Annotated in this window: 20 protein-coding genes; 16 read left to right on the forward strand and 4 right to left on the reverse strand. The window is 38.7% G+C overall.

Annotated features, from left to right (window positions below):
- Nucleotides 1-125 precede the first annotated feature (125 nt).
- The 8 genes from ACFX4N_RS20270 (at nt 126) to ACFX4N_RS20305 (ending at nt 7,161) form a co-directional block, all read left to right on the forward strand.
- Nucleotides 126-1,334 (forward strand): argininosuccinate synthase, encoded by a 1,209-nt coding sequence (locus tag ACFX4N_RS20270; RefSeq protein ID WP_013059465.1) that lies wholly within the window; start codon nt 126-128, stop codon nt 1,332-1,334.
- Nucleotides 1,331-2,719, forward strand: a complete 1,389-nt coding sequence (gene argH, locus ACFX4N_RS20275) for an argininosuccinate lyase (protein ID WP_013059464.1) — start codon at nt 1,331-1,333, stop codon at nt 2,717-2,719. The genes ACFX4N_RS20270 and argH overlap by 4 nt, the downstream gene beginning before the upstream one ends.
- Before the next feature lie 164 nt (nt 2,720-2,883).
- Entirely contained in the window at nt 2,884-3,051 is a 168-nt protein-coding gene (locus ACFX4N_RS20280; RefSeq protein WP_013059463.1) for a hypothetical protein, read from the forward strand.
- A 150-nt stretch (nt 3,052-3,201) separates the two neighbouring features.
- Nucleotides 3,202-4,323 (forward strand): alanine dehydrogenase, encoded by a 1,122-nt coding sequence (gene ald / locus ACFX4N_RS20285; protein ID WP_013059462.1) that lies wholly within the window; start codon nt 3,202-3,204, stop codon nt 4,321-4,323.
- Nucleotides 4,324-4,436: 113 nt separating this feature from the next.
- The gene (locus ACFX4N_RS20290; protein WP_013059461.1) at nt 4,437-5,114 is read left to right on the forward strand and encodes a metal-dependent hydrolase; all 678 of its coding nucleotides are present in this window, start codon (nt 4,437-4,439) and stop codon (nt 5,112-5,114) included.
- Between the two features lie 134 nt (nt 5,115-5,248).
- Nucleotides 5,249-5,428 carry a hypothetical protein gene (locus ACFX4N_RS20295; RefSeq protein WP_170960227.1) on the forward strand — a complete coding sequence of 60 codons (180 nt, stop codon included), beginning with the start codon at nt 5,249-5,251 and terminating at the stop codon, nt 5,426-5,428.
- A 98-nt stretch (nt 5,429-5,526) separates the two neighbouring features.
- Nucleotides 5,527-5,763: a hypothetical protein gene (locus ACFX4N_RS20300; RefSeq protein WP_013059460.1), complete on the forward strand. Its 237-nt coding sequence runs from the start codon at nt 5,527-5,529 to the stop codon at nt 5,761-5,763.
- Nucleotides 5,764-5,844: 81 nt separating this feature from the next.
- The gene (locus ACFX4N_RS20305; protein WP_013059459.1) at nt 5,845-7,161 is read left to right on the forward strand and encodes a CBS domain-containing protein; all 1,317 of its coding nucleotides are present in this window, start codon (nt 5,845-5,847) and stop codon (nt 7,159-7,161) included.
- Nucleotides 7,162-7,186: 25 nt separating this feature from the next.
- Here ACFX4N_RS20305 and ACFX4N_RS20310 read toward each other — a convergent pair whose 3' ends face one another.
- Nucleotides 7,187-7,483 carry a YtpI family protein gene (locus ACFX4N_RS20310; RefSeq protein WP_013059458.1) on the reverse strand — a complete coding sequence of 99 codons (297 nt, stop codon included), beginning with the start codon at nt 7,481-7,483 and terminating at the stop codon, nt 7,187-7,189.
- A 251-nt stretch (nt 7,484-7,734) separates the two neighbouring features.
- Between ACFX4N_RS20310 and ACFX4N_RS20315 the strand changes: the two genes are divergently transcribed.
- Complete coding sequence (locus ACFX4N_RS20315) at nt 7,735-8,673, forward strand: DHH family phosphoesterase (protein WP_013059457.1); 939 nt, start codon at nt 7,735-7,737, stop codon at nt 8,671-8,673.
- Between the two features lie 38 nt (nt 8,674-8,711).
- Here ACFX4N_RS20315 and ytrI read toward each other — a convergent pair whose 3' ends face one another.
- Both ytrI and ytrH read right to left on the reverse strand, forming a co-directional pair.
- Entirely contained in the window at nt 8,712-9,230 is a 519-nt protein-coding gene (gene ytrI, locus ACFX4N_RS20320) for a sporulation membrane protein YtrI (protein WP_029320005.1), read from the reverse strand.
- On the reverse strand, nt 9,227-9,562 hold the full coding sequence (gene ytrH, locus ACFX4N_RS20325; RefSeq protein WP_013059455.1) for a sporulation membrane protein YtrH: 336 nt from the start codon (nt 9,560-9,562) through the stop codon (nt 9,227-9,229). Before ytrH ends, ytrI begins: the two co-directional genes overlap by 4 nt.
- A 141-nt stretch (nt 9,563-9,703) precedes the next feature.
- Here ytrH and dnaE point away from each other — a divergent pair, with 141 nt between their 5' ends.
- The 7 genes from dnaE to ACFX4N_RS20360 all read left to right on the forward strand — a co-directional run bounded on the left by dnaE (nt 9,704) and on the right by ACFX4N_RS20360 (nt 19,964).
- Nucleotides 9,704-13,060, forward strand: a complete 3,357-nt coding sequence (gene dnaE / locus ACFX4N_RS20330; protein WP_192099942.1) for a DNA polymerase III subunit alpha — start codon at nt 9,704-9,706, stop codon at nt 13,058-13,060.
- A 200-nt stretch (nt 13,061-13,260) separates the two neighbouring features.
- Complete coding sequence (gene ystJ / locus ACFX4N_RS20335; RefSeq protein ID WP_013059453.1) at nt 13,261-14,490, forward strand: NADP-dependent malic enzyme; 1,230 nt, start codon at nt 13,261-13,263, stop codon at nt 14,488-14,490.
- Between the two features lie 67 nt (nt 14,491-14,557).
- Entirely contained in the window at nt 14,558-15,172 is a 615-nt protein-coding gene (locus ACFX4N_RS20340; protein WP_225519097.1) for a FadR/GntR family transcriptional regulator, read from the forward strand.
- Between the two features lie 227 nt (nt 15,173-15,399).
- Nucleotides 15,400-16,281 carry an acetyl-CoA carboxylase, carboxyltransferase subunit beta gene (gene accD / locus ACFX4N_RS20345; RefSeq protein WP_013059451.1) on the forward strand — a complete coding sequence of 294 codons (882 nt, stop codon included), beginning with the start codon at nt 15,400-15,402 and terminating at the stop codon, nt 16,279-16,281.
- Nucleotides 16,275-17,252, forward strand: a complete 978-nt coding sequence (gene accA / locus ACFX4N_RS20350) for an acetyl-CoA carboxylase carboxyl transferase subunit alpha (protein WP_013059450.1) — start codon at nt 16,275-16,277, stop codon at nt 17,250-17,252. The genes accD and accA overlap by 7 nt, the downstream gene beginning before the upstream one ends.
- Before the next feature lie 479 nt (nt 17,253-17,731).
- Nucleotides 17,732-19,492: a pyruvate kinase gene (pyk, locus tag ACFX4N_RS20355; RefSeq protein WP_013059449.1), complete on the forward strand. Its 1,761-nt coding sequence runs from the start codon at nt 17,732-17,734 to the stop codon at nt 19,490-19,492.
- Nucleotides 19,493-19,571: 79 nt separating this feature from the next.
- Nucleotides 19,572-19,964 (forward strand): FxsA family protein, encoded by a 393-nt coding sequence (locus ACFX4N_RS20360; RefSeq protein ID WP_035438703.1) that lies wholly within the window; start codon nt 19,572-19,574, stop codon nt 19,962-19,964.
- Nucleotides 19,965-20,003: 39 nt separating this feature from the next.
- Here the strand turns inward: ACFX4N_RS20360 and ytvI are convergent, their stop codons facing one another.
- Nucleotides 20,004-21,113, reverse strand: coding sequence for a sporulation integral membrane protein YtvI (ytvI, locus tag ACFX4N_RS20365; RefSeq protein ID WP_013059447.1), 1,110 nt, complete (start codon nt 21,111-21,113; stop codon nt 20,004-20,006).
- Nucleotides 21,114-21,119: the final 6 nt, after the last annotated feature.

Genomic DNA, 21,119 nt, shown 5'->3' on the forward strand with positions numbered 1-21,119 from the left:
TATATACTTTTTTTTGAATAACTATTGAAAATAGATTAAAAAGTTGTTAAAGTAATAGTAGATTAAATGAATAAAAATTAAAACGGTTGTATTAATATATATATAATTTGTGGGAGGAATAGATAATGAGTAATCCAAAAGTTGTTTTAGCATATTCCGGAGGTTTAGATACATCAGTTGCAATTAAATGGTTACAGGAAAAAGGGTACGATGTAGTAGCTTGCTGTTTAGATGTAGGCGAAGGAAAAGATTTGAAATTCGTTAAAGAAAAAGCCTTAACAGTTGGAGCGGTATCATCATATGTGATTGATGCAAAAGAAGAATATGCCAATACATTTGCGTTAGCAGCACTTCAAGCACACACATTATATGAAGGAAAATATCCATTAGTATCTGCACTATCTAGACCGCTAATCGCTAAAAAGCTTGTAGAAGTAGCAGAACAAGAAAATGCAGTAGCTGTCGCACATGGATGTACGGGAAAAGGAAATGACCAAGTCCGTTTCGAAGTATCAATTAAAGCATTAAATCCACACTTAGAAGTTTTAGCTCCTGTTCGTGACTGGAAATGGTCTCGTGAAGAAGAAATCGAGTATGCAAAAGAAAAGAATATTCCAATTCCAATTAACTTAGACAGCCCATTTTCAATTGACCAAAACTTGTGGGGAAGAAGTAACGAGTGTGGCGTTCTTGAAGATCCTTGGGCAGCTCCACCTGAAGAAGCATATGACCTAACGGCTTCTCTTGAAAACACTCCGGACACAGCGGATGTAGTAGAAATTGAATTCGTTGAAGGTGTTCCAGTATCATTAAACGGTCAATCTTACACGCTAGCTCAGTTAATTCTAGAATTGAATGAAATTGCAGGTAAGCACGGAGTCGGACGTATTGATCATGTAGAAAACCGTCTTGTGGGAATTAAATCACGTGAAGTATATGAGTGTCCAGCTGCTATGACATTAATTAAAGCACACAAAGAGCTTGAAGATTTAACATTAGTGAAAGAAGTAGCGCACTTTAAACCAGTGATTGAGAAAAAATTAACAGAAGTTATCTATGAAGGTTTATGGTTCTCTCCATTAACAAATTCACTGCTTGCATTCTTAAAAGATACGCAGCAATATGTGAATGGAACAGTGAGAGTAAAACTATTTAAAGGGCATGCTATCGTAGAGGGACGTAAATCTCCTAATTCTTTATACAATGAAAAACTTGCAACATATACAAAAGAAGATGAATTTGATCACAATGCAGCAGTTGGTTTTATCTCATTATGGGGACTTCCAACACAAGTGAGCAGCATGGTAAATCAAAAGAAGGTGACAACGGTATGACCAAACTTTGGGGAGGGCGTTTTACGAAACGCCCTGAACAATGGATTGACGAGTTCGGTGCGTCGATTTCATTTGATCAGCATCTTGTAGAAGAAGATATTGAAGGCAGTTTAGCACATGTAACAATGCTTGAGAAATGCAGTATTCTTTCTGGAGATGAAGCGTCACAAATTAAAAAAGGCCTTCAAACACTGCTTGAAAAAGCTAAGAAGAAAGAATTAACATTTTCTGCTCAATATGAAGATATTCATTTAAATTTAGAAAAGTTATTAATTGATGAAATTGGTCCGGTTGGAGGAAAGCTTCATACGGGTCGAAGCCGTAATGATCAAGTTGCTACAGATATGCACTTATATTTAAAAAAGCATGTTCAGCAAATTGTAGGGCTGATTGAAAATCTAGAAGATGTATTGCTTACAAAAGCAGATCAGCATGTTGAAACCATTTTTCCAGGCTACACACATTTGCAACGCGCGCAGCCGGTTTCTTTTGCTCATCATTTAATGGCTTATGTTTCAATGTTCAAGCGCGATGCTGAACGTTATGCGGAATCGCTGAAGCGTATTGATTTATCTCCTTTAGGAGCAGGAGCTTTAGCTGGTACAACATTCCCAATTGATCGTCATTATAGCGCTGAGCTTCTAGGCTTTAATGGGATTTATCAAAACAGTATGGATGCTGTCAGCGATCGTGACTTTATTTTAGAGTTTTTAAGCAACAGTTCTATTTTAATGATGCATTTATCTCGTTTTTGTGAAGAGTTAATTTTATGGTCTAGTCAAGAATTTCAATTTATTGAAATGGATGATACGTACGCAACGGGCAGCAGTATTATGCCTCAAAAGAAAAATCCTGATATGGCGGAGTTAATTCGTGGTAAAACAGGACGAGTATATGGTCATTTATTTAGTCTATTGACTGTGTTAAAAGGCACGCCTTTAACATACAACAAAGACTTGCAAGAAGATAAAGAAGGCATGTTCGATACGGTTACAACGATTGAAGGATGTTTGACCATTTTTGCTGGCATGATCGAAACAATGACAGTAAAAACAAATGTTATGGAAAAAGCTACGAAACAAGATTTTTCAAATGCAACGGAGTTAGCTGACTATCTTGCTTCAAAAGGTATGCCGTTTCGTGAAGCACATGAAGTGGTTGGGAAACTGGTTCTCGTTTGTATTCAGAAAAATATCTACCTAATGGATTTGCCGCTTGAGCAATATAAGGAAGCGTCAGATTTATTCGAGGAAGACATCTATCATGTATTAAGTCCAAAAACAGCTGTTAATCGCCGTAATAGCGCGGGAGGAACAGGATTTGAACAAGTAAAAAAAGCAATTCAGCTAGCTAAAGATGAATTGCACGAAAAAACATCGATATAAAAAAGTTATCAAAACGTCCGCAGAAAAATCTGCGGGCGTTTTTTGATGTGAGATAAATGGTATAACTAGAGCATTTAAGAAGAAAATAGAAAAGATCATGTAAGGGATTATGAAGTGAAGTTCACATTCGTAAAGAAAATAGAGTGAAAAAGGAGAAGTGACATATGAAAGACAAAAAACATCCGCAGCATGTATATGAATATGATTTTGAAGGAGAAAAAGAGACATCAAGACAGCTGATGGATTCTTATTCAAGCGGCGTCATTGGCGATGCTATGGCTTCTGTAGTCGAAAATCCAGAAGCACAGAGTGATAACGAACTATATGAATAACTAGATGCATATACTGTATATAGACTAAGAAAAGCAGGATTATGCTGAGTTCTATCGAAAGGTAACGTCATAGTAAATCCGGTTTTCTAAAGGATTTGGTGTGGCGTTCTTTTTTCAGTTAATCACTGATATAAGAAAAGAGGGATAAAGGTGAAAATTGGAGTGCCGAAAGAAGTAAAAAACAATGAAAATCGCGTGGCTATTACTCCAGCTGGTGTTACAGCTTTAGTTAACGGTGGGCATGATGTATATATTGAAACACAGGCAGGAGAAGGCTCTGGATTCCATGATGAAGATTACACAAATGCAGGAGCTTCTATCGTAAATACTGCAAAAGAAGCATGGGATGCTGAAATGGTTATGAAAGTAAAAGAACCGATTTCAGAAGAATACGGATATTTTCGTGAAGGACTGATTTTGTTTACGTATTTACATTTGGCAGCTGAAGAAGCATTAACGAAAGCATTGATTGATAAAAAGGTGGTAGGCATTGCTTATGAAACTGTACAGCTTCCAAACAAAAGCTTGCCTCTGTTAACGCCAATGAGCGAAGTTGCAGGAAGAATGTCTTCTCAGATTGGAGCTCAATTTTTGGAGAAAACCAAAGGTGGCAAAGGGATTTTATTAAGTGGAGTTCCAGGCGTGCAAAGAGGAAAAGTAACAATTATTGGAGGAGGAGTAGCAGGAACCAATGCTGCTAAAATTGCGGTCGGATTAGGGGCTGATGTTACAATAATTGATTTAAACGCTGATCGCCTTCGCCAGCTTGATGATTTATTTGGTAAAGAAGTGACGACATTAATGTCAAATCACTACAATATCGCACAATCTGTAAAAGAGTCAGATTTAGTGATAGGAGCGGTTCTCATACCGGGAGCTAAAGCGCCAAAGCTTGTCACCGAGGAAATGGTTCAAACGATGTCAAAAGGATCCGTTGTAGTTGATATTGCTATTGATCAAGGGGGGATTTTCGAAACAACTGATCGCATTACCACTCACGATAACCCGACTTATTCGAAGCATGAGGTCTTGCATTATGCTGTTGCTAATATGCCAGGAGCTGTTCCCCGCACGTCGACCTTAGCACTGACCAACGTAACGGTGCCTTATGCTCTGCAAATAGCAAGTCAGGGATATAAAAAAGCATGCTTAAAAAACCCTTCCCTTCTTCAAGGCATCAACACCCTAAATGGGTTTGTCACTTACGCGGCTGTAGCAGATGCACACGGTCTCACTTACGCTGATGCAACAACTTTATTAGAGCAAGCATAATAAGGCATGTTTTTGCGCAGTTTGTGATATGATAGCCGCGTATTCACTTGTTTTGTAACCAAAACGGACGGGTAGAATATAGAAAAGGTTAGTGTAAAAGGAGAGAATAAATGATGCACGTTTCTTACCATGGACATTCTATTGTTAAAATTGAAACAAAAGGAAAAACAATTTTAATTGACCCGTTTATCACTGGAAATGAATTAACAGATTTAAATGCTGAAGATGTAAAAGCAGATGTGATTTTACTGACTCATGGCCATAATGATCATGTAGGCGACACGGTTGAAATTGCTAAGCGCAGCGGTGCACTTGTTGTGGCAGTAGCAGAATTAGCTACATATCTTAGCTGGCAAGGCTTAAACGTACATCCAATGAGCATAGGCGGAGCCTATACATTTGATTTTGGCACGGTAAAATTGACGCAAGCTTTCCACGGTTCAAGTTATACAGAAAATAATGAGAAAATTATTTATACAGGAATGCCGGCTGGTTTGCTTTTAACGATTGAAGGAAAGACAATTTATCATGCTGGAGATACGGCTTTATTTTCTGATTTAAAGTTAATTGGTCGCCATGAGCCTGACGTAGCATTTCTTCCAATTGGAGATAACTTTACAATGGGACCTGAAGATGCGGCTATCGCGGCGGAATGGGTGCAGGCAAAGCTTGTTGTGCCGATTCACTACAATACATTCCCTGTAATTAAGCAAGATCCTCATCAATTTATTGAGTCTTTATCTGGTATTGAAGGAAAAGTATTAAAAGTTGGAGAAGGATTGGATCTTTAATCATAAATAGAGGCTGGGACAAAACGATTTCAGTTAAAGTTAAAAAAGAACGAGTAATCGATAATATCGATCACTCGTTCTTTTTTTATTGTTATGGTGAACGTAGGTTTCATATATGTAGCGGCTTCTAGCTGTTGATTGGAGGGCAAGACGAAGACTCCTGCGGGAAAAGCGGAATAGGTGAGACCCCGCAGGAGTGCAAGCGACGAGGAGGCTCACCGGCCGCCCGCGGAAAGCGAAGTCTTGCACGGAAATCAACTGCGGTGTCACAAGCGGTTCAGCTCATGTCTCACATTTGTTCGTCTTTAGATTGAATCGATGCAGTTATGTCTTAATCTCTTTTTATTTGTAAAGAAACGTTCTGCTTTTTTTACTTCCCTGCATACGATAGTAATAATAAGGAGGGAGAGCTATGGAAAAAAATCGAGTTATTTTATCGCTTTTATTATGCGGAGTGATGCTTTACTATGCAATGCCGCACTTAGTGTTAACAACTTCGAGTTTGCAAGGGATTTTTAGTATAAGCTGGCTTACCTTTGCTCTTTTTGTAGCCGGAGGCAATTTGTCATCACTGCTTTATGCACCGCGCCGCAAGAAGGCAGGTATTCAAAAAAATAGTGCGAGAAAGCCTTTGCGTCAAAGAGGTTAGATTGAATCCATTTCACTTCCCCCGTATAATAAAAGAAAAGACATATGAAACGTAAAAACGTTTTAGAAGGGTGAAGTACACGTGGCGACAAAACATGAGCAAATTTTACAGTATATCGATTCGCTTCCAATTGGTGAAAAAATTTCAGTGCGCCAAATTGCCAAAGAACTGAATGTCAGTGAAGGCACGGCGTACCGAGCAATAAAAGACGCGGAAAATAAAGGATATGTTTCAACGATTGAACGAGTTGGGACCATTCGAATTGAACGAAAGAAGAAAGAAAACATTGAAAAGCTCACGTTTGCTGAAGTAGTAAACATCGTGGATGGACAAGTGCTGGGCGGACGTGAAGGTTTGCATAAAACGTTAAACAAGTTTGTTATTGGAGCGATGAAGCTTGATGCTATGATGAGATATACCGAGGCCGGAAACCTTCTTATCGTAGGGAATCGAGTAAACGCTCATGAATTAGCTCTTGAAGCAGGAGCAGCCGTGTTAATTACGGGCGGCTTTGATACGGAAGAATGGGTTAAGAAGCTTGCGGATGATCTTAAGCTTCCTATTATTTCAACGAGCTATGATACGTTTACAGTTGCAACGATGATTAATCGTGCCATTTATGATCAGCTGATAAAAAAAGAAATTGTGCTTGTAGAGGATATTTTAACACCTATCTCTGAAGCGGTTAGCTTGCAGTTAACCGATACGATTGAAAAATGGCATGAATGTAACGATAAGACTCACCACAGTCGTTTTCCTGTAGTGGATCAGCATATGAAAGTTCACGGTATGGTCACCTCAAAAGATGTTATTGGATATGACCTTTCTACTTCAATTGAAAAAGTAATGACGAAAAATCCCATGACGGTTCATGGGAAAACATCGGTCGCTTCTTCTGCGCATATGATGGTATGGGAAGGGATTGAAGTGCTGCCTGTAGTGGATGATTACCACCGGCTAGAGGGCATTATCAGCCGTCAAGATGTTTTAAAGGCGCTGCAAATGATTCAGCGTCAACCGCAGGTAGGAGAAACCATTGACGACATTGTAACCAATCAATTTATGGATGTACAAGAGACAAAAGAAGCACCGGTGTATCGCTGTGAAGTAACGCCGCAAATGACGAATTATATGGGGACTATTTCATACGGAGTTTTCACTACTATTGTAACGGAAGCCGCCAATCGTGTTCTTCGCTTATATAAAAAAGGTGATTTGGTTATTGAAAACATCACCGTTTATTTTATTAAGCCAGTTCAAATTGAAAGCGTAATTGAAATTCGTCCTAAGCTATTAGAACTTGGTCGGAAGTTTGCTAAATTAGATGTAGAAGTCTACAATGCCGGGGTTGTAGTAGGGAAAGCGATGATGATGGCTCAGTTATTGGAAAGAGTATAAAAAAGAAGCTGCTCTGCAGCTTCTTTTACATTTGATCAGCTTCTTTTATTGCATAAGGCTGATAGTACTTGTAAGCTTTGATACCGGCTAATATGCTGCCTGAACCGAATAATACAAATAGTATGCCGATGATAAGCGAAAGGCTTGTTTCGTAAATAAACCATTGATTGATTCCAAAAAATAATACAAAAGAGCCAAGACAAATACTCGACTTAGCGGAAATCCATTTTCGTTCCATTGGGCGTTTCGAACGTACGTATTTTACTTTTAAATACATGTAGAAAACAAAGGACACAACGATTAAAATCATAAAAAATGGCACAGACGCCCCTCCAGTCCGGTGTATTTCTATCTGTAATGTTTCTAGATGTTAGTAATGCGTAGTGTTGAAAGTGTTTACAGTAGTATCTATTATTTTACAGGTCGATGACAGAAAATTCTACTAGTGATTGATTCTTCTTTTAAAAAAGAGAAGAGATATGATTTAATAAATAATATGGATACAGCGCTGTGGAAGTGTAAGTGCATGTGGTGCGTACATAAAACAAGAACAGTATTGACAGGAGAGAGAAAATGAAAGCACAAATATTAGAAGCTATTAAGCAGTTTGACACCATCATTATTCACCGGCACATTCGTCCAGATCCAGATGCATACGGATCTCAGTGCGGATTAGCGGAATTGTTAAAAACATCTTTTCCGGAGAAGAAGGTATACGTAACGGGAGAAGAAGCGGAGTCATTAAAATTTTTATACCGTATGGATGACATCGCTGATGACACCTACAAGGATGCGCTTGTCATCGTTTGTGATACGGCTAATGAAGCACGAGTATCAGATCAGCGCTACGTAAATGGAAAAATGGTCATTAAAATTGATCACCATCCAAACCAAACTCCTTATGGTGATTTGCTTTGGGTTGAGACGTCTGCTTCTTCAACAAGCGAAATGATTTATGAATTTTACTTGGAAGGAAAAGAAAAAGGATTATCTCTGAATGATGAAGGAGCAAAGCTGATCTTCAGCGGTATCGTCGGAGATACGGGGCGATTTTTATTTCCAAATACAAAGCCGAAAACGTTTTGCTATGCAAGTGAATTGATTCAATATGGTTTCAATTTTAAAGATGTATATGATCAGTTATACAAAACAAAAGAAAACGTCGCTCACTTACATGGATATGTGCTACAAAACTTTACGATGTCTCCAGCAGGAGTTGCTCATATGAAAATTCCAAATGAAATTCTTCGCAAATATGATGTGACACCAGCTGATGCCTCTCAGCTAGTCGGTTCGTTAGGGCAAATTGATGGAGTAAAAACGTGGGTGTTTTTTGTGGAGGAAGAAAATCAAATTCGTGTTCGCCTTCGTTCAAAAGAGCTTGTCATTAATACAATTGCTAGAAAATACAACGGAGGAGGCCATCCTCTTGCGTCCGGCGCTTCCATTTATTCATGGGAAGAAGTAAAGCCTTTACTACTTGATTTAGAAGAGCTCTGCAGTCAGGAGTAATCTGTAAAATAAGCCGTTGATTTTAAATCAGCGGCTTTTTATAGTACTTTTTCCATCTTTTTAATTCGAACTTCAATCGAAAGCGTTGTATAAAAATAAATTTGATGAACTTCAACTTCATAAATCGTTTTATCGAATTCGTATTTTTTATTTTCAATTGCTTTTTTTAAGATATCCCTGCTTCGATACGCACTTTCAATATCTTGGGCAATTAAGTGCTGTGCTTCTTCGTCGACGCTTTTTTGAATATTGTATTCAACCACAGAGTTTACTTTATAACGATTGCCGTTTACTAATTTTACTTTCACATTCTGAATAATCAAATGCTGCTTCATTTCCTTGTTTAATGCTTTTACATCTTCTTGCCATGCGCTAATTTGCAAATTTGCTTTTTCTAGCTTATCATTAGCAATTCGAACTTCTTCTAGCTCTTTATCTCTTGAAACGCCATAAATCGTTAAAAACACCCCCCAGCTAACAATTGCTCCAATGACTATACCGGCAAAAAAACGCTGCCAGTCGGAGCGCTTGAACATTCGCTCGCTGGGTACCCTCATACAAAATGCTCCTGAGTTAACCACTTGATGATAAGAGCCCCGGTCTGAGCTCCTCCCATAGCGGATAGAATTAAAAGGATTTGTTTGAATACATCTTTTGTGGCTCCTTCAAAGAGTCCTCGCTCAAAGCTGTAAAACGTATCAAATGTTCCTCCAATTGCTCCGACAATTGCCCAGATTTTCAAACTATTGCTGAGGGTATGCATGACGTATAAAGGAGATTTTCCAATTAAAAACCCCGCAAATGCTCCAATTAATGAACCACCTAAAATAATACCTAATGAAGTGAAGTAACTCCAAATGAAAAGAGACATAAAAGGCTCTTTTGTCATGACGTGTCCTCCTTTACTATTTTATCAATGAATCACGCTTCCTACATATATATGGACAAACGCTCAGAGTTATGTAATTTGTCTACGCCGGCAACAAAATTTATAATAAGAATAAAGAATTAAAGAAAGGTGGGAAGTCCTGTGCCTTTTGTTCACTTGCAGCTTCAAAGTTCTTATAGCTTACTAAGCAGTTCCGTTCGTATTCATGAACTTGTAGAAACAGCTAAGAAAATGAACTATGAAGCGATTGCTTTGACTGATGAAAACGTGATGTACGGAGTCATTCCTTTTTATAAAGCCTGCGTGAAAGCGGGGATCAAGCCAATTATTGGGCTCACATTATCAATCCTAGAACATGAAGAAAGCGAGCGAGCGTACCCTTTAGTTTTGTTAGCGGAAAATGATAAGGGATATGAAAATCTATTAAAACTAAGCAGTTTAGTTCAAACCAAGGAAAAACACGGTGTAAATAAAAAATGGCTCCATCATTACAGCGGCGGGTTGATTGCTATTACACCCGGTGTAACTGGAGAGATTGAAACCCTGCTAGCAGAAAACAAACTTCAAGATGCCAAGCAAGTCCTTCAATTCTTTAAAAAAGTATATTCGCAGTCTTTGTATATATCGATACAGCGCCACGGACAGGATGAAGCTTTTATAAATCAGCAGTTAACGGAACTTGCTGCTGAAGAAAATATCCCGCTTGTTGCGACGAATCAAGTGAAATATTTAAAAAAAGAAGATCGGGATGCATATGAGTGTTTAGCAGCTATTCGAGACGGAGAGAAATTACATAGCGATGAAGATGAAGAGGTAAAAAGTAAGAGCAGCGAGTACTATTTCAAATCACCTGACGAAATGGAAGATCTCTTTCATGACCAGCATTTTTTAATAGAAGAAAGTATAAAAATCGCAAGACGATGCGAGCTCGAAATTTCTCTAGGCGTAATGTCCATTCCAAAATATCCTGTTCCCCCGTCTGTTACATCATCAGCCTACTTGCGCACTCTCTGCGAAAAAGGATTGCAAGAAAGATTTCAAGTGATCACGGAACAATACGAGGAACGCTTGGATTATGAGCTGAACATTATTGAAAATATGCGCTTTAGTGATTACTTTCTTATAGTATGGGATTTTATGAATTATGCTCATGAACACGGTATCTTAACGGGCCCAGGCCGTGGTTCAGCGGCAGGCTCACTGGTCTCATACGCCTTGCGAATTACAAATGTTGATCCAATTCAGCATCAGCTTTTATTTGAGCGCTTTTTAAACCCTGAACGTATTTCGATGCCTGATATTGATATTGATTTTCCTGATAACAAACGAGATCAAGTCATTCAGTATGTGGCTCAAAAATATGGAGCGCTGCATGTAGCTCAAATCATTACATTTGGAACATTAGCAGCTAAAGCAGCCGTACGTGATGTAGGGAGAGTGATGGGATTTAATCAAGAGGCGCTAAACAAAATGTCCAAAGCAATTCCAACTAAACCAGGTACAACGTTAAAAAGCGCTCTTCGTGATTCAAGAGTTCTTCAAGACTATTTATCTGAAAATGAAGCCAGAAAACAATGGTACAACATTGCCATGAAGATAGAAGGACTGCCAAGGCATACTTCTACGCATGCAGCAGGCGTTGTGATTAGTGAGAAGCCGCTGACGCAATCTGTAGCTGTACAAGAAGGGCATGATGATGTATATCTGACTCAATATCCAATGGAAGCTCTGCAAGACGTTGGGCTTTTGAAAATGGACTTTTTAGGTTTGCGCAACTTAACCATTTTAGATCATATTTTAAAGAAAATTGAGCGGGACATGAATCGAAAGCTGTCACTGTCTCATATACCATTTAACGATCAGAAAACTTTTGAACTGCTGAGTAAAGGGGATACGACCGGTATTTTTCAGCTAGAGTCAGATGGAATGAGAAGAGTGCTTCAGCAATTAAAACCTACAGAGCTAGAAGATATTGTAGCAGTTAACGCGCTGTATAGACCTGGTCCGATGGAAAATATTCCAACCTATATTAAGCGCAAGCATGGAGTGGAGAAGGTAATATATGATCATCCTACGCTTAAAGACATTTTACAATCCACGCACGGCGTTATCGTGTATCAAGAGCAAATTATGCAGATTGCTTCAAAAATGGCCGGTTTTTCTCTTGGAGAAGCAGATTTGTTGAGAAGAGCAGTTAGTAAAAAAGAACGGGCAGTGCTGGATCGTGAACGAGCTCATTTTATCCAAGGAAGCAAGAAGAAAGGATATGACCTATCCGTTGCTAATCGAGTGTATGACCTTATTGTGCGTTTTGCTGATTATGGCTTCAACCGAAGTCATGCTGTTGCTTACAGTATGGTAGCCTATCAGTTAGCTTATTTGAAAGCACATTACCCGCTACAGTTCTTTTCAGCTTTACTAACGAGCGTTATTGGAAACGAAGGGAAAATTGCTCAATACATTAATGAACTAAAAAGAAAAAAAATACAAGTTCTCCCGCCTTCTATTAACAAGAGCATGTATTCGTTTAACGTAGAAGGTGAAAGTATAAGGTATAGCCTTGCAGCGATTAAACATATTGGTGCAGCAGCTATGCAGGAAATAACAGAAGAGCGAAAGAAAAAAAGATTTGAAGACTTATTTGATTTTTGTGCCCGTGTTTCACAAAAAGCCGTGAATAAAAAGGCGCTTGAAGCTTTGATTCTGTCTGGAGGCTTTGATGAGTTTGGAGAAAATCGAGCTACTTTATTAGCAACGATTGATGTAGCGTTTGAACATGCAAGCTTGGTACTCCCAGATGATGACTTTGGATTTGGAGCTGAATTTTCGTTAAAGCCTAAATACATGGAAAAAGAGGAACTGAAAATAGAAGATCGGCTTCAGTATGAAAAAGATATGCTAGGTTTTTATTTATCAAGCCACCCTGCTTCTCAGTATGAAGCACTGAATTCCTTTTATTCTGTTGTTTCTCTTCACGATATGAAAGAATACGCTTCAGGAAAAGCGGTCTCTCTTTTAGTATTTGTGTTGGAAATTCGCGTCATTCGAACGAAAAAAGGAGAGCAAATGGCCTTTTTACGCATCACGGATGAAAGTGGAGAAGGAGAAGTTGTTGCGTTTCCCCGCGTATTTGAGCAGAATCGTCTGCTGTTTGAACAAGGTAAGGTTTTACTGATACAAGGAAAGATAGATGAAAGAAATGGGCAGCAGCAAATTGTTTGTCAACGTGCTGAAGCTGCTAGCGAGGCGGTTCAAAAACTACCGTCAGAAGAATTATACTTACGTATAGAAACAAAGCAAGGTACAGAAAAGCTGCTTCATACTATTTACCAGCACTTTCAGTCTCATAGAGGGAAAATCCCCGTGAAAATTTATTATGAGGCAGAACGTCAATTGGCCAAGCTTCCCGTTCACTATTCTATTGAACGAAGCGACGAGTTAATAAAAACTTTAAAAGCAATGCTAGGAGAGAAGCACGTTGTGTTCAAGAAGATATAGTCTTTACAGATTTCATGTGATGTTATATGGTAAAATAGTTAAAAAAGTGGTCTGACCACCGTTTTTTATGAAATATACGAATTAGATGCGTTTTTCTTGAAATGAAATGCAATTGGATTTATAACATCATATGAGTGTGGGAAAGAACATGGTTCAGGCGCAGTATTTGTTATCATTTTGTTTATTGGGAGTGAAATTCATTGTCTTTACGTGAAGAAGCATTGCATATGCACCGCATTAACAAAGGTAAACTAGAATCAAAGTCCAAAATTCCTGTTCGAAACGCAGAGGATTTAAGCCTTGCTTATTCCCCTGGTGTAGCAGAACCTTGCAAAGAAATATATGATGATGTAAACAATGTATATGAATATACGATGAAAGGAAATATGGTAGCTGTTGTATCTGATGGCACTGCCGTATTGGGCTTGGGCAATATAGGTCCTGAAGCTGCTCTGCCAGTAATGGAAGGGAAAGCTGTCCTTTTTAAAAGTTTTGCCGGCGTAGATGCATTCCCAATTTGTTTAAACACGACAGATGTGGACAAAATTATAGAAACTGTTAAATTGCTAGAACCTACTTTTGGAGGCGTTAATTTAGAAGATATTGCGGCTCCTAACTGTTTTGAAATTGAAGAGCGGTTGAAAAAGGAAACAAATATCCCGGTTTTTCATGATGATCAGCATGGGACGGCTATTGTTACGGTAGCGGGCCTTCTTAATGCCCTGAAGCTGACAGGAAGAAAAATGTCACAAATCAAAGTGGTAGCGAATGGAGCAGGAGCTGCTGGCATTGCTATTATTAAATTATTATACAGCTATGGAGTGCGCGATATCATTATGTGTGATTCCAAAGGAACGATTTATGACAAGCGTCCTCACGGCATGAACCGTATAAAAGATGAAGTTGCAGCCTATACAAATCGAAGCAAAGTAGAAGGTACGTTAGCTGATGCGTTAGAAGAAGCGGACGTATTTATTGGAGTTTCGGTTGAAGGAGCACTCACACCGGAGATGATTGGAAAGATGAATCCAGATCCAATCATTTTTGCAATGGCAAATCCGGTGCCTGAAATTATGCCAGAAGAAGCTAAAAAAGCTGGCGCGAAAGTAATCGGCACCGGACGTTCTGATTTTCCTAATCAAGTGAACAATGTCTTAGCGTTTCCGGGGATATTCCGAGGTGCACTAGATGTACGTGCTACTCATATTAATGAAAAAATGAAAATGGCTGCAGTTGAGGCCATTGCTAATTTAATTACGGAAGAGGACTTGAATACAGACTATGTGATTCCAGGTCCATTTGATGCACGAGTGGCTCCGGCAGTAGCCGCCGCTGTTGCAAAAGCAGCTATGGAAACAGGCGTTGCCCGAATAAAAGTAAAGCCAGAAGCCGTAGCTGAAAATACACGTCGCTTAGCGATTATTGAATAAGGTTACATCAACTGTTCTTTGACAGGCATGATGCTTCAAGCATGCCTGTTAAAGTAATGTAAAGTGAGTGGTAGTAAACTTGAAGAATGAACGTTCAAAAGTATATGTAGAAATTCTAAAACAAATTCGCCAGCTAATGGAAGACGATCGTTTAACTACGGGGGATAAAATCCCGTCAGAACGAGAGCTTTCTGAACGGTTAGGCGCAGGACGTTCTTCCGTTCGAGAAGCGCTCAGAGCGTTAGAGCTAATTGGGTTGATTGAAACTAGAAGAGGTGAAGGTACGTTTATTAAAGAAGTAGGGGATCATCAATTTATTGATTTATTAGCTACTTTTTTAGTACAAGACGGTAAAACAAAATCAGATTTAATTCAGACGAGATATATTCTTGAAAAGAGCTGTTTGTATTTTGTTTTAGCGGAACAGGACGAAATCAATGTTTCGAAAGCAATTCAAAAGCAGAATGACGATTGTTTGAAGAACTTGTTTGACTATTTGTTTTCTTTGCAGCCTAATCGGCTATTACACCGAATCTGGCTGATTATTTGCCGCTTTTCTCAAACTTTTCAACAAAACTCAGCGCCAAGCGACACTCTGATAAGTGAATTAGTAGAGGCGTTAGCTAAAAAAGATGAAGCAGCTGTATTAAATCTTCACCATCAGTGCTACAAACAAGTGTGAAAGAAGGAATTTGTCGAAAGAGACATGCCATCTTTCTACACAAAATCAAACAGTCATCTAGTAAAGTAAATAGCAACTAATAAAGTGAAGCGAACAATTCGTCCAATTTTTGTCTATCCGTCACTTGATTTGTATTTGAGGCGGATTTTCACAACTTGTAAATAGTAGAAGAAGAGGAAGAATAAAGGTTCTTATGATAAAGAAAAGAACCAAAAGGAGGTTACACCTTGTTACGAGATTTATTTACAAAAAACACAAAAACTCCAAAAAAACGAAAATATGCTACGATTCCTTCTGAGCATATGAGACAAGATGTACCTGAAGGAATTATGACCAAGTGTAAAAAGTGTAAAAAAATAATGTATACGAAAGAGTTAAATAAAAACTTAAAAGTATGCTTAAACTGTGGATATCATCATCAAATGACAGCACCAGAGCGTATCGAAAGCTTAATCGACAGCGGAACGTTTGTTGAATACGACAAAGATATGACGTCAGAAAATCCTCTTGGGTTCCCTGATTATCTTGAAAAGCTCGAAAAAGATCGTGAGAAAACTAATTTGAGTGAAGCGATTGTTACGGGTGAAGGAGATATTGAAGGCATTAAAGTAGTAGTTGCTGTTATGGATTCACACTTCCGTATGGGAAGCATGGGCTCTGTAGTCGGCGAGAAAATTACTCGCGCCATTGAAAAAGCGAAGGAAATGCATGTTCCATTCCTTATTTTCACAGCTTCAGGCGGTGCACGTATGCAAGAAGGTGTTCTGAGCTTGATGCAAATGGCTAAAACTAGCGCAGCTCTTAAAATGTTCAGTGATGAAGGCGGCTTAATCATTTCGATTATGACACATCCTACCACAGGAGGCGTGTCAGCAAGCTTTGCTTCGTTAGGTGATTATAATTTAGCCGAGCCGGGTGCGTTAATTGGCTTTGCTGGAAGACGTATTATTGAACAAACAATTAGAGAAGAGCTTCCAGAAGATTTTCAGACGTCGGAATTTCTGTTGAAGCATGGTCAGCTAGACGGAGTTATTGACCGTCATGATTTAAAAGAAACGTTAACAACTATTTTAGATATACACGTAGCAGGAGGTGACATCGAGTGGTAAGCGAATTAGAATTTGAACGTCCAATTGTTGAGTTGCGAAACAAGATTGCAGAGCTTAAAGAGTTTGCTAAAAATACAGAAGTGGATTTATCTAGCGAAATTGATAAGTTAGAAAATCGCTTAGAAAAAGTAGAAAACGATATTTACAATCATCTAAGCCCATGGAACCGTGTTCAAATTGCTCGTCATCCTGAGCGTCCTACAACACTCGATTATATTTCTCGCTTGTTTACAAACTTTTTAGAGTGTCATGGAGACCGCTTTTATGGAGATGATGAAGCAATCGTAGGAGGAATTGCCAAGTTTAATGGCGTGCCTGTTACCGTGATTGGACATCAGAGAGGTAAAGATACGAAAGAAAATATTCGCCGTAATTTTGGTATGCCTCATCCTGAAGGCTACCGTAAAGCACTGCGTCTAATGAAGCAAGCGGAGAAATTTAACCGCCCAATTATTTGCTTTATTGATACAAAAGGAGCTTATCCAGGGAAAGCGGCAGAAGAGCGCGGACAAAGCGAAGCTATTGCGAAAAATCTTTTCGAAATGGCTGGCTTAACTGTACCTGTTATTTGCATTGTAATTGGAGAAGGAGGAAGCGGAGGAGCCTTGGCATTAGGTTTAGGAAATCACCTTCATATGCTTGAGAACTCGACGTATTCAGTTATTTCTCCAGAAGGAGCGGCAGCCATTCTTTGGAAAGATTCTTCTCTTGCGAAAAAAGCTGCTGAAACGATGAAGATTACAGCACCAGATTTGAAAGAACTGGGTATTGTAGATGAAATGGTTTCAGAGGTAAAAGGCGGAGCTCACCGAGATATCGATGCACAAGCTGGATACATGGAGGGCATTATCAAGAAATCATTAAAAGAGCTGATGAATTTATCAAAAGAAGAGCTAGTGGAAGAGCGTTATTTAAAATACAAAAAAATCGGACAATTTGCAGCTGAAAACGATGCCATTACTATAAAATAAAGAAACGTGCACTCTTGAAAAATAAGGGTGCGCGTTTTTGTGCGCTTTGTATAGCCCTTCTCTATTGTGTTTACAAGTTCTTCGTGGTATTTTATAGACAGCAAAAACCTTTAAGTAAAAGTAGAAAAAGAGTGTTTTTAAAAAATTTCCTATGGTTACTAGCAGCTGTGCGAGCGTTTGTCTTTTCTCTAAAACGTGAGATATATAAGACAAATCAGGCAGCAAGTATTGCTGTATGAATTGCAGGGAATAGTAAAACAAGAAGCAAACGATGAAGAAATTCATCGTTAAAGTGCTGTTTATTTGTTTGCTATTTGATTCAGCGCTACGTAGGTATTTCATAAGTTACACGTAAAGCAAGGTGAACAAGTCAGGGCAACAAAATATTTGTTCATAGCCTGCTAGTACAAGGTTAGTAAAAGAAATAGCTATTTGCCCTATCTAAAGAGTAAATAGTAAATATATAGGAGGAAATTTGAATGCGTAAAACTAAAATTGTATGTACTATTGGACCAGCGAGTGAAAGTGTAGAAAAATTAGTTGAACTAATTAACTCAGGCTTAAACGTTTGTCGTCTAAACTTCTCTCACGGTGACTTTGAAGAGCACGGTGCACGTATTGTTAACATTCGTGAAGCTGCGAAACAAACAGGTAAAACAGTAGGTATCTTACTTGATACAAAAGGACCTGAAATTCGTACAAATACAATGGAAAATGGTGCAATTGAGTTAGAAGAAGGCTCTGAAATCATTGTTTCTATGACAGAAGTAGTGGGAACAACTGAAAAATTCTCAATTACATATCCAGGTCTAATCGATGACGTACACGTAGGATCAAAAATCCTTTTAGATGACGGTTTAATCGGTCTTGAAGTACTAGACATCAATAAAACTGATGGTGAAATCAAAACAAAAGTACTTAACCCTGGTACATTAAAAAATAAAAAAGGTGTAAACGTGCCAAATGTAAGTGTAAACCTTCCTGGTATCACTGAAAAAGATGCAAGCGATATTGTATTCGGTATCGAACAAGGCATTGATTTTATCGCTGCTTCTTTTGTGCGTCGCGCATCTGATGTATTAGAAATTCGTGAACTACTAGAAAAACACAATGCAGCTCACATTCAAATCATCTCAAAAATCGAAAACCAAGAAGGCGTAGATAACATCAAGGAAATTCTTGAAGTTTCAGACGGTTTAATGGTTGCTCGTGGTGACTTAGGAGTAGAAATTCCTGCTGAAGAAGTACCATTAGTACAAAAAGATCTAATCAAACAATGTAATGCGCTTGGCAAACCAGTTATTACAGCTACACAAATGCTTGATTCAATGCAACGCAACCCGCGCCCGACTCGTGCGGAAGCAAGTGACGTTGCCAATGCTATCTTTGATGGTACAGATGCAATTATGTTATCTGGTGAAACAGCTGCAGGTTCTTACCCAGTTGAAGCTGTACAAACAATGCATTCAATCGCTTCTCGTGCTGAGCAAGCTCTAAACTACTCTGAGATTTTACAACAGCGCAGCAAGCAAGTTGGCCCATCTATTACAGATGCAATTGGACAATCTGTTGTACACACAGCGCTTAACTTAAACGCTAGTGCAATCGTAGCGCCAACAGAAAGTGGTTATACAGCGAAAATCGTTTCTAAATATCGTCCGCAATCTCCAATCGTAGCTGTTGCAGCAAACGATTCTGTTGCACGTCGTCTGTCTCTAGTATGGGGTGTTACACCAGTTGTTGGTGAGCGCGTAAATACAATTGACGATATGTTAGATCACGCTGTAAATGACGCAGTGAAAACAGGCGTTGTAGCACACGGCGACTTAGTGGTTATTACAGCTGGTGTTCCAGTTGGAGAATCAGGTGCAACGAACTTAATGAAAGTTCAAGTTGTAGGTGACGTTCTTGCTAAAGGACAAGGAATTGGTCGTAAAGCAGCAGTTGGTAAAGTAGTTATTGCTAAAACTGCTGAAGAAGCAAATGCAAAAATGACTGAAGGTGCTATCCTTGTTACAAACAGCACAGATCGCGATATGATCAGTGCAATCGAAAAAGCTGGAGCTCTTATTACAGAAGAAGGCGGTCTAACAAGCCATGCAGCTGTAGTAGGGTTAAACTTAAGCATTCCTGTCATTGTAGGCGTAGAAAACGCAACAAGCGTATTCTCAGAAGATCAAGATATTACAGTTGATGCTTCACGTGGTGTCGTATACAACGGACACGCAAGCGTACTGTAAGAACACGTAGATGATAGAAAAAAGAGAAGGGTAATCCTTCTCTTTTTGTTTAGGCAATTCAATAAGCGAAGAGGTGATGATGGTGAGGAAGCTTCTTCCGCTCCTTCTTATTGTACCTGCTGTTGAGGTAATGATTTTGATTTATTCAAGTCATCTCATTGGTGTAATGTCAACATTTTTACTGATTATTGCTACCAGTTTTATGGGTGCGTTTCTAGCGAAAAAACAAGGAACATCTCTTTTTCAAAAGGCACAGCGTCAGATGAGCCAGGGACATGTTCCAAGCGGTGAAATCCTTGATGGTATGTGTGTACTATTTGGCGGACTGTTTCTGCTGTTTCCAGGCTTCTTGACAGATGTTGTAGGCTTTATCTTTTTACTGCCGTTTACACGCAGAATCGTTAAGCCTTTTCTTTTAACGTGGCTAAGAAGATTTTTTCAAGGACGTAATCGAATGACGATTATTCGTTAACTAGAAAGTGTGTGAAAGAAGCTTCTTTCACACACTTTTTCATTTTCCTATAATAAATTGCCACGTTTCTTTAAAAACCCCCGTTGTATGAAGTGTTTTTAGAATAACAAGAATAACAGGGCCAACTATTAATCCGAAAAATCCAATCAATTGATATCCTACAAATAAAGCAATTAATGTAGCGAGAGGATCAAGACCAATGCTTGATGACAAAATTTTTGGTTCCATAATTTGTCGCTGCACAAGTACTACAGCATATAGTACCGAAAGCCCTACAGCAAATGACACGTTATCTGTGGCAAAGGCATAAATCATCCAAGGAACAAAAACCAGTCCTGTTCCGAGGTAAGGAAGAATATCTACTAAGCCAATCAATAAAGCGACTGTAATAGCATAATCAACCCTAAGAACAAGTAAACCAAAAAGAACGATGATTGTGGTAATCGAAATAAGCGTAAGCTGAGCTTTAATAAAACCAAACAGTGCATTTTTAAGCTCCACAACAACTGTCTGTCCATTTTCCCTTACTTTTTTAGGAATAAACACGCTGCTTTTAGCCATCAGCTTGTACCAATCTTTACTAATAAAAAAAGTAGCCAGTAATGAAAAAATAATCACAGTAGCTGCATTAGGCAATACGGATAAAAGTACTGGGATGCTTTGCAATACATTTTGCAAAAAATCGCCCACCGTTTGAGCGATATGGTTGCCTACCCCTTTAATGTTCGATAAAATAGTTGCTTGCTGACCGGTATTTAAGTTATTAAACATAGAAGTAATGCGTTCATAAAACGGAAGTATTTGTTCTGTAGCAATATTTTCAATAAATATGACCACTTCTTTGAAATTTGTGGGAACAACTTTCGCTAAATACGTACTTCCTGCAATGATTTCTGTGATAAGTAACGTAATAAGTCCGGCTAAAAGAGAGAAGATAAGAACCATTGACAGTAAAACAGCTAAGTAGCGGGGTAAGCGCAGCTTCAATTCAAATAGATTAACCATAGGATTTATAAAAAAAGCGATGCAGCAGGCGATAATAAATGGATATATGAGAGAAGAGACATAATAACTAAGAAATATAGATGCTGCAATAATTGTCAACACACAAGCTAAGCGAAATAGTCGATGTAAATGAAGCTTGTACACAATAAA

This window comes from Priestia sp. YIM B13551 (genome assembly GCF_042787905.1).
Taxonomy (GTDB): Bacteria; Bacillota; Bacilli; order Bacillales; family Bacillaceae_H; genus Priestia.

Coding starts and splice junctions, on each gene's coding strand:
- ytrH (WP_013059455.1), bottom strand. CDS start 9,562: ATGACAAAAGAGCCTTTTATGTCTCTTTTCATTTGGAGTTACTTCACT.
- ACFX4N_RS20270 (WP_013059465.1), top strand. CDS start 126: ATGAGTAATCCAAAAGTTGTTTTAGCATATTCCGGAGGTTTAGATACA.
- ytrI (WP_029320005.1), bottom strand. CDS start 9,230: ATGAGGGTACCCAGCGAGCGAATGTTCAAGCGCTCCGACTGGCAGCGT.
- pyk (WP_013059449.1), top strand. CDS start 17,732: ATGCGTAAAACTAAAATTGTATGTACTATTGGACCAGCGAGTGAAAGT.
- ACFX4N_RS20280 (WP_013059463.1), top strand. CDS start 2,884: ATGAAAGACAAAAAACATCCGCAGCATGTATATGAATATGATTTTGAA.
- ACFX4N_RS20315 (WP_013059457.1), top strand. CDS start 7,735: ATGAAAGCACAAATATTAGAAGCTATTAAGCAGTTTGACACCATCATT.
- ACFX4N_RS20290 (WP_013059461.1), top strand. CDS start 4,437: ATGCACGTTTCTTACCATGGACATTCTATTGTTAAAATTGAAACAAAA.
- argH (WP_013059464.1), top strand. CDS start 1,331: ATGACCAAACTTTGGGGAGGGCGTTTTACGAAACGCCCTGAACAATGG.
- ACFX4N_RS20360 (WP_035438703.1), top strand. CDS start 19,572: ATGGTGAGGAAGCTTCTTCCGCTCCTTCTTATTGTACCTGCTGTTGAG.
- ACFX4N_RS20300 (WP_013059460.1), top strand. CDS start 5,527: ATGGAAAAAAATCGAGTTATTTTATCGCTTTTATTATGCGGAGTGATG.